General features: G+C 62.6%; 4 protein-coding genes and 1 pseudogene. 4 read left to right on the plus strand and 1 reads right to left on the minus strand.

Annotated features, from left to right (window positions below; genetic code table 11):
• Positions 1-138: 138 nt before the first annotated feature.
• On the minus strand, positions 139-1,320 hold the full coding sequence (gene larC / locus ACFTZC_RS38850; RefSeq protein WP_382898436.1) for a nickel pincer cofactor biosynthesis protein LarC: 1,182 nt from the start codon (positions 1,318-1,320) through the stop codon (positions 139-141).
• 414 nt (positions 1,321-1,734) lie between these two features.
• Here larC and larB point away from each other — a divergent pair, with 414 nt between their 5' ends.
• The 4 genes and pseudogenes from larB to ACFTZC_RS38870 form a co-directional block, all read left to right on the plus strand.
• Complete coding sequence (larB, locus tag ACFTZC_RS38855) at positions 1,735-2,406, plus strand: nickel pincer cofactor biosynthesis protein LarB (RefSeq protein ID WP_382898438.1); 672 nt, start codon at positions 1,735-1,737, stop codon at positions 2,404-2,406.
• A gap of 89 nt (positions 2,407-2,495) precedes the next feature.
• Positions 2,496-3,248, plus strand: coding sequence for a hypothetical protein (locus ACFTZC_RS38860; RefSeq protein ID WP_382898439.1), 753 nt, complete (start codon positions 2,496-2,498; stop codon positions 3,246-3,248).
• Positions 3,249-3,856: 608 nt separating this feature from the next.
• The gene (locus ACFTZC_RS38865; protein ID WP_382898441.1) at positions 3,857-5,578 is read left to right on the plus strand and encodes a condensation domain-containing protein; all 1,722 of its coding nucleotides are present in this window, start codon (positions 3,857-3,859) and stop codon (positions 5,576-5,578) included.
• Positions 5,579-5,697: 119 nt separating this feature from the next.
• Positions 5,698-6,057, plus strand: a pseudogene (locus tag ACFTZC_RS38870) (transposase family protein); the annotation flags it as partial.
• Positions 6,058-6,155 lie beyond the last annotated feature (98 nt).

The following is a 6,155-nucleotide window of genomic DNA, read 5'->3' on the forward strand; positions in this document are numbered from 1 at the left end:
TCAAGCGAATGGGGTGCGGATTCACCCAGCTCGACAAATAGAGTAACTGGTTATACACTGAAATTCTCAGGAACCCTGTGTCGGATGAATTATGTTTGGCTGATTGGAATTCCGGTACGAAATAGTCGACCGCGTCGGTCAGCGTGCGGACACCTGTTCATGGGCCGCAGCCAGCGCCGCCGCCCAGACGGCCTTGACGCTGCGTCCAGTGTCGCGAGCCACCCGTACACAGTCACGGTGCTCCGGTGCGATGTTCACCACTTCGGTGTCCAGCAGGCCGAGTTTCACCGGCAGGGCCCAGCCATCAATCTCGACGGTGATGAACTCGCGCCGCAGCTCCCAGCGGCGTTCGCTGCGGCGGACGCGCAGGCCGAGCGCACTGGTGTGGCGGAGGATCGTTTCGGCCACGGCACGTTCCTGGTCGGCATCCACCAGCGCGGAGAGAACGAGTCCAGGACGGCCGTTCTTCATCATGGCCGGTGCCGTCCAGGCGTCTCGCGCTCCGGCCGCCAGGCAGGCGTCGACCGCGTCGGGTACGAGTTCGGGCAACAGGTCGTCGAGGTTGGTTTCCAGCACCAGCATGTCCTGGTGAGAGATGACACGGTCCGTCGTCGTACCGAGCATGGCCCGCACGATGTTCGGCACCTGCGCGGAGTCGCGGCGGCCGGCTCCCGTGCCGGTCGCCGCGAGCCGCATCCGGGGCAGTGGCCCGTACGAGTTGGCGAGCGAGGCGACCAGGGCAGCGCCGGTCGGAGTGACGGTCTCACCGGGCAGCCTCACACCGTACACCTCGGCGTCGCGCAGCAGTTCGAGGGTCGCGGGGGCGGGCAGCGGCAGCACACCGTGAGCGCCGACCGTGGCTCCCCTGCTGAGGGGCAGCGGGGAGCTGATCACTTCGTCGACGCCCAGGCTCTCCAGCGCGAGCGCGACACCGCAGATGTCGGCGATCGCGTCCAGCGCCCCCACTTCATGGAAGGTGACCTCCTCGGCAGGCACACCATGCACACGGCCCTCCGCCTCGGCGAGGAGCCGGAAGGCGGTGTGGGCGCGGGCACGGGCCCGTCCCGGCAGAGGAGCGGAGTCCACCAGAGCCCTGACGTCGCGCCAAGTGCGATGAGGGAGGCCGTCGTCGGGAGCGTCGACGACGAGCAGCGCGGCGTCCACCCCGCCCCGCCGTACCCGGTTCACCCGGACGTCGACTCCTACGTCCGGCAACCCCGCGTGAACGGCTTCCAGCGAGGCGCCGGCGTCGAGGAGCGCCGCGAGCAGCATGTCGCCGGCGATTCCGCCCACGCAGTCGAGGTACAGGACAGTGGTCACCGGGCTGCCTCCAGACGAAGAGCGACCGCCCCACTGTCGCTTCCCGGCCACGCGGATGCAATCCCGTGGCCATGACTCCGTGCCGACGGCCCGGCGACGGTCGGTGTTCTCATGGTCCGCTCGGATCCGTCGGCGAAGCCCGTCATAGAGGCCGCCCGGGCGAGACGATCAGCGCCACCTGGTCGCCGACAGCAGTCGTACGACGCCCAACCGACCCCCTCCGCCCGGCTGTTCACCTGTCTCGACAACCGTTTACGCCCATGTTTTGCTGGCCGTCGCTCCGCAACGGAACGGCCCCGGTTGCCTGGTGCCGCCTGGTCGGGCAGAAGCTTCTTCGTGCCCTACGACTGCAAGTGACACATCTGCCGCCGCCACCACACTGCGCGCCGGCCGGTACCCACAGGAGGCACACACATGACGAGATCCGATGTCACGCTCGACGTCACCCGGGGGCAGCGCATTGGTTTAGGCGAGGCGGTCCTCAGCGACTCGAAGACCGTGGAGCAGTTGGTCACCGTTCTACGGCAGGCGGACGAGGCCGGGCTGACGATGCTGTTCACGCGGCTGCGCCCGGAACAGTTCTCCGCGCTCCCCGCACCCTGGCGGCAACGGCTGCAATACGAGGAAGACTCACGCACCGCATTCTTCGGCGACCCGCCGCCACCTGAGCGGCCAGCGGAGATCGCGGTCGTCACTGCCGGGACGTCCGACAGCCGTATCGCCCGGGAAGCATTGCGCACACTCGCCTTCTACGGACATGCCGCTCTGGAAGTGCACGACGTCGGTGTGGCGGGACTGTGGCGCCTACAGCGACGCCTCGCAGACATCGAGGCACACAGGGTGGTCATCGCGGTGGCCGGGATGGACGGCGCCCTGCCTACCGTCCTGGCTGGACTCGTGCCCGGTCTGGTCATCGCCGTTCCCGCGGACACCGGATACGGGATCGCCCAGCGAGGAGTGACAGCGCTGCACAGTCTGCTGGCGAGTTGTGCGCCTGGCCTGGTCGTCGTCAATATCGGCAACGGATACGGGGCTGCCTGCGCGGCGCTGCGGGTCTTGTCCTATGACCGCCCGTCAGCGTCGTGATCGACGTCCGGGAGCAACTCGGCGCTCTGGAGAGCCAGCTGACACGACTGGGGCGGGTCGCAGTAGCCGTGAGCGGAGGAGTGGACAGCATGACGCTCGCTGTCACCGCGCACCGGCTGCCCGGTGTGCGAGTCGAGATCTTCCATGCCATTTCACCGGCAGTGCCCCCGGAGGCGACTGCACGGGTACACGCACACGCGACGTTAGAAGGCTGGACACTGCACATCATCGACGCCGAAGAGTTCAGCGACGACGCCTACCTCAACAATCCGGTCAACCGTTGTTTCCACTGCAAGAACCACTTGTACGGCACCATCGCCCCCCGCACCGACGCCGTGATCGTCTCAGGCACCAATACCGACGATCTGGATGACTTCCGCCCCGGCCTGAAGGCAGCACAGCGGTACGGCGTACGCCACCCCTACGTCGACGCAGGATTCGACAAACGGGCCGTACGGTCCCTCGCCCGAGCACTCGAACTGACCGACCTCGCCGAACTGCCGTCGGCCCCCTGCCTCTCTAGCCGTATCGAGACCGGACTCGCCATCCAGCCGCACGTACTTGCCCTGGTGCACGACGTGGAGCGTGAGCTGACCCAACGACTCGCCCCTCAGGTGGTGCGCTGTCGGGTGCGCGCGGGGCGGATCGTCGTGGAACTGGACGAGTCCACCCTGCACAGCTTGGCCCCCGCTCAGCGGGAGGACGTACGAGCCTGGACTGTGGACCGGTGGCGCGCCGACGGGCATGACTACCCTGTCGAGCTGCGGCCCTACCTGCCCGGTAGCGCTTTCCTCAGAGGTCCCGACCGGATCGGACCATTCGACCCGACAGCTTCTGACTGAATGCGAAAGGACGGCTGGACCCTGGAGGCGCTGAGGCAAACCCCCTTCACCTGGGCACAGCAGGGCTGGATGTCCGGTCGGGATGACGGACTGACCGACCTGCGGCAGCGGCAGCGGCACACGTGCCAATTGGACTTTCGCCTGCGAGTCCGGCTCGATGGCGAGCAGGTGCGTGCGGCATTCCACCCGGGCCGTGTGCCCGATGCTCCGCATGGGGATCGCACGGTCTGCCGAGGGCGCGATAGTTACGGCAGCTGTAGTTCGTGACTCATGAGGTTCCTGTCAGGCGATGGCCACTGCTGTGACATTTCCCCATCTGTGGTGGCAGGACGTCGCACGATACTGGTGTCGGCGATGCCAGTTCGACCCATGCAGGACGTGTGTCGGATCGGTGTCCCGACCGGCGGGTGGAGTCAGCGCATAGAGCCTCCACCGATCGCGGAACGGTTCACAGTGGTCCTTGAAAGCTCCCGCTCTTGGCCGGCACCGCCGCCGAAGCTACCATTTGGAGAGAATTTGGGCGATCATTTCTTGTGCTTTCATCAGAGACCTCGCCGCACGAGCAGCTTCGAGTCTGATTTGGTCTACCAGAAATGGAGAGCTGACCTATGGAGTGCCAAGCAATTGAAACTGTGACATTTCACGGCAATAGATCCGCAGTGGGCTCGCTAACATGGGGACAAAAAAGGTTCTATCAAATGTATATTGATGATGGGGGTGAGGCATATACGAGTAATATACCTGCAATCTACGAAGTCCCGATCGGCCAATCCGTGCCCCAAGTTTTAGAGGCGATCCAATGGATGATTTCGCAACACGAAGCCCTACGGACCAAATTTCGAGTTAACGAGCTCGGGGAGCCAGAGCAAGTCGTCACAGCAGAAGGAGATTTTCCTGTAGAGATATATCGGACCGGCGACAACGATCCACGCCAAGCCTGTTTGACTGTAAATCGCAGGCATTGGAGAATGTGCTTCGGATGGGATGAGTGGCCGATTAGACTTGCCATAGTAACGTCAGGGGGTAACCCGAGATACCTGTCTATTGTATTGTCACATCTTTCGGCAGACGAATGGAGCAAGCAAGTCCTCCTGGAGAAAATTGACGAATTTTTTACTGGTCATCGCCGTGAGTGCTCCAAGGAGTTCAACCCACTGGACCTTGTGGCTCGCCAGGGCAGTGATTCCAGCCAACGCCGCCTCTCCCTGTCTAAAGAATATTGGGAGCGACAACTGCAAAGTTATCCTAATTCCTGGTTTCCTGTCAGGGGGTCCGATACGGGTCCTGCCGCAATACAAATAAACGCCGAATCAAGGGCAATCACAACGGCAACTCGCATCCTTGCCGCCCGATACAGCGTGAGCACCACGACTCCGATCGTTGCTAGCTTCGCCGCACTTATGGCCCTTAAAACCGGCAGAGACAGGAGTGGGTTTGGGATTTACTCGACCACCCGAAGAGCCATCGAGGAGCGCAGAGCCATCGGAAACATGTACCATTGGGTGGCGCTCTCGGTCAGCTTCAGAGGGGTCCCTTTCAGGGATATGGTGCGGCGCACCTGGGCCAGCACCCTCCTGGCGCATAAGCATTCAGAGTTTGACTGGGGGCAGTTCCCGTCCATGCTGCACGAGAATCAGGTGGCTACAGGATATACCCCGGACCTCGATTGCACAGTGAATATAATCACAAGGGAGGCTTTGAAGCAGCCAGCTTTGGCAGGAGAGTGCACTTTTGGCGAAATTGTTGAAATGAAGAAGGATTCCATTTACCGGAGGCTCGATAACGGAAGGAAGTATTCCCATAATCTGTATCTCGAGCTGCAGGAAATTGAGCCATCAATGAAATTCTCTTTACTTAGTGCGTTACTATCGGAGGCAGAGTTGACGGAGTTCGCGCGGAACTTGGAAAGTCTGATTGTTTCCGCCGTTTCGGATGACTCGCTCGACCTTGAAACCATTTCGCGACACTTGGAAATTGATCCCGCTCAAGTTTCTCCCGGACTGATGAAGATGGGTGATTGTTGGGTCGACGTGGAAGTTATGCGGTGCGCAATTCTTGCTGCTTTTGAACTTCGAGACGGTCAGATCGGGCTCTTCCTCGCTCCCGATGGCGCTGGCGGCGATGTCAGGTTGGAGCTATTTCTGATGCTGGATGAATCGTCAACGACTCTCGAACATATTCATTCCGTCTGTACCAAGGCTCTGACTGGAGAGAGATTCGCGGTAACCCCTAATCGGTATGTTGTTTGCGCCGCCGCTCCGGAGACTCCCAGCCGCAAGGCGTGGGAGGCGCAGCCAGCATGGGCCGACGGTTCAGGGAGACCAAACTGAGAAGGCGTGGAGTGAGCGGGTCTGCCAAACGAACGGGTCTGGCCCGTAGTCGGTGGTGACGCCGAGTAGCCATCCACTATCATGATCTTGTGATGGATGTCAACTCCCTTGTCGGGACGGTGTTTTCCGGGCCGTCGGTGCTCGTCCTCGAGGACGTGGTGGACGGTGGTGACGCACTGGTGGTCACGGCCCGCACGCGGGATGTGGCGGTGCCGTGTCCGGCGTGCCGGACGCCGACGGCGAAGGTGCACGGGTATCACCGCCGGACGGTGACGGACGTGCCGGTCGACGGCCGCCCGGTCATCGTCCACATGCGGGTACGGCGGCTGGTCTGTCCAGCCCTGGGCTGCAGGAGACAGACCTTCCGCAAGCAGATTTCCGGACTGCTGGAGCGCCATCAGAGCCGCACGGTGCGGCTTGCCTGGCAGATATCCCAGGTGGCGCGGGAGTTATGGGGCCGGGCGGCCGCACGCCTCGCTGGTCTACTGAGGTTGAACTCGTGGAGTCGTAGGGGCTGACGGCTCGTTGCCCGTGCGGTATCACCGGAGCATGCGGTATCCACAAGGAGGCGGCCTGA

The sequence above is a fragment of the Streptomyces sp. NPDC056987 genome (assembly GCF_042673865.1).
Taxonomy (GTDB): Bacteria; Actinomycetota; Actinomycetes; order Streptomycetales; family Streptomycetaceae; genus Streptomyces.

Excerpts from the sequence above, each read along its gene's own strand:
- larB (WP_382898438.1), top strand. The coding sequence starts at position 1,735 with ATGACGAGATCCGATGTCACGCTCGACGTCACCCGGGGGCAGCGCATT.
- ACFTZC_RS38860 (WP_382898439.1), top strand. The coding sequence starts at position 2,496 with ATGACGCTCGCTGTCACCGCGCACCGGCTGCCCGGTGTGCGAGTCGAG.
- ACFTZC_RS38865 (WP_382898441.1), top strand. The coding sequence starts at position 3,857 with ATGGAGTGCCAAGCAATTGAAACTGTGACATTTCACGGCAATAGATCC.